The sequence below is a fragment of the Bradyrhizobium ferriligni genome, assembly GCF_056837965.1.
In genome coordinates this window covers 130,001-132,414 of the sequence record NZ_JBXEJO010000013.1, presented here as the reverse complement: position 1 = coordinate 132,414, position 2,414 = coordinate 130,001, and the positions used below count along the sequence as shown (strand labels likewise).

The 2,414-nt window shown below is 62.0% G+C and carries 2 protein-coding genes; one reads left to right on the top strand and one right to left on the bottom strand.

What is annotated here, in order from left to right; translation table 11 throughout:
- The first annotated feature begins 296 nt into the window (after nucleotides 1–296).
- Nucleotides 297–1,385, top strand: a complete 1,089-nt coding sequence (locus AC1VNY_RS10360) for a TRAP transporter substrate-binding protein (RefSeq protein ID WP_482405065.1) — start codon at nucleotides 297–299, stop codon at nucleotides 1,383–1,385.
- Nucleotides 1,386–1,777: 392 nt separating this feature from the next.
- Here AC1VNY_RS10360 and AC1VNY_RS10355 read toward each other — a convergent pair whose 3' ends face one another.
- Nucleotides 1,778–2,413 (bottom strand): hypothetical protein, encoded by a 636-nt coding sequence (locus AC1VNY_RS10355; protein ID WP_482405064.1) that lies wholly within the window; start codon nucleotides 2,411–2,413, stop codon nucleotides 1,778–1,780.
- Nucleotide 2,414 lies beyond the last annotated feature (1 nt).

Below are 2,414 nucleotides of genomic sequence, written 5' to 3'. Positions count from 1 at the left end.
CCATCAACCCACCCGCCCTGCGTAGCAGATCGCGGCAAGGCTGGCAGCCATCGCGGCGGGTATCAGATGAGACCGACAGCGCCGATTGTCCTTCGCACCTGCAACGAAGGCAGGCGCTTGATTTCCTCCGGCAAACGATCATCCTGACCGGCGGAACCGGAAACTCGGATTTCCACAACAAGAGCCCGTCGAGGGCCACCGGACACATTCATCACAGAACGTCGATCGATCGGCGAAGAAAGACGACACCAAGATCGTTCCCCTTGTCGAGGTATCGGCACACAGGAGGGATACGCATGAAGCGTCGTGAATTCTTGAAGGCAGGCGGCGTCGGGCTGGCTGCGACGGCGGTCGCCGCGCCCGCAGTCGCGCAATCGATGCCCGAGGTCAGGTGGCGGCTCGCGGCGAGCTGGCCGAAGGCACTCGATACGCTCTATGGCGGGTGTGAATTCTTCTGCAAGCGTGTCGCCGAGATCACCGACAACCGCTTCCAGATCCAGTCGTTCGCCGCCGGCGAGATCGTGCCCGGCCTGCAGGTGCTGGATGCCGTCTCCAACGGCACGGTCGAGATGGGCAATACCGCGCTGTATTATTACTGGGGCAAGAATCCCGCCTTCACCTTCGGCACGTCGCTGCCGTTCGGCCTCAACACGCGCCAGCACATTTCCTGGCTGCAATGGGGTGGCGGCACCGACCTGCTCAACAATTTGCTCGCGGAATTCAACTGCATCGGCATTCCGACCGGCTCGACGGGCGCCCAGATGGGCGGCTGGTTCCGGAAGGAGATCAAGTCGATGGCGGATTTCCAGGGCTTGAAATTCCGGGTCGGCGGCTTCGCCGGCACCATCATCGCCAAGGTCGGCGGGGTGCCGCAGCAGATCGCCGGCGGTGATATCTATCCGGCGCTGGAAAAAGGCACAATCGACGCCGCCGAATGGGTCGGGCCGTATGACGACGAGAAGCTCGGCTTCGTCAAGGTCGCGAAGTTCTACTACTACCCCGGCTGGTGGGAAGGCACCGGCCAGGGCCACAATGTGATGAACAAGGACAAGTGGAACGCGCTGCCGAAGCACTATCAGGCCGCGATCCAGGCCGCCTCCGAAGACACCTTCACCTGGGTGACCGGCAAATATGACGCGGTCAACCCGCCGGCGCTGAAACGCCTGATCGTGGCCGGCGCGCAGTTGCGGCCGTTCCCGCAGGAAGTGCTGGAAGCCTGCTACAACGCGGCCAACGAGATCTATGCGGATCTTTCCAAGAGCAACCCGCATTTCGGCAAGATGTATTCGAGCCTGGCCGCCTATCGCAACGAATCGCTGGCCTGGATGCAGGTCGCCGAGCTCTCGTTCGACAGCTTCATGATGCGGATGCGCACGCGCACCTAGAGCTTTTCCCGCTCCGATGGAATCGGAACGGGGCTCTAGATTCTTGTTTTGACGCGTTTTCTTCACGCGAACCGGTATCCACTTCGCTCGAAAACGCTCTAACTCCACCACTTCTCCCCGCAGGCGGGGAGAAGCCGGATTGCATCGGAGAATGCAATCCGGATGAAGTGGGAGCCGCCGCGAATGACCTCTTACCGCCTTTGCGGCACAGGCCCCTCACCCCAACCCTCTAAGAGCGAGCTACGCTCGTCTCGACCCCGCAAGAGCGGGGAGAGGGAGAAAAAGAAAAAGCCCCGGAGAATTTCTCCGGGGCTCATTTTCGATTCGGTTGACGGCTCAGGGCATGATCCGGAAAAGTGCGAAGCGGTTTTCCGGCGAGATCATGCGACGCATTAATTGTCGTCGCTGCCGCCGAACTCTTCCATCAGCTTGTCGTAGCTCTTGGTCACGACATCGATATTGCCCTTGTTCTCGACCGCGGGCGGCGGCGACTTCAGCGCATCGTTGAGGTCGGCAAGCGCGTCCTTCTTGTCCTTGGCCGACATCTTCTTGTCGGCCTGGACCTGGGCGATCTGCGCCTTCAGCACGGCCTCGGGACCGACATACTTCTTGGTTTGCGGATCGAAGCCGCCGAGCACCAGCGAGATGTTGTCGACGACGTTGTTGTACTCGTCATAGCTGGCGAAGCCGTTCTTCTTGGCGATGCCCTCGAGCTGAGCAACGATCTTCGGATCCGGCTTGGCGTCCTGCGAAAGCTTTGCGGTGATCGGGTCCATTTCCTTGGCCGCGGCGAGCGCGCCGTCGACCTGCTTGTCGGTCAGCGCGATCTGCTTGATCGACGGGGCCTGGTCCTGTGCCGGAGCCGCAGCCGGCGCGGGTGGCGCGGCTTGCGCGGGCTGCTTGGCCGGCGGCGCCATCTGCTGCTGCTTGGCTTGCGCGAATGCGCCGCTGTTTGACGCCGCGGTCATGGCGATCGCGAGACACGCGACGCTCAGCGCAGCAGTTACGGGACGGACGATCTCACGCATG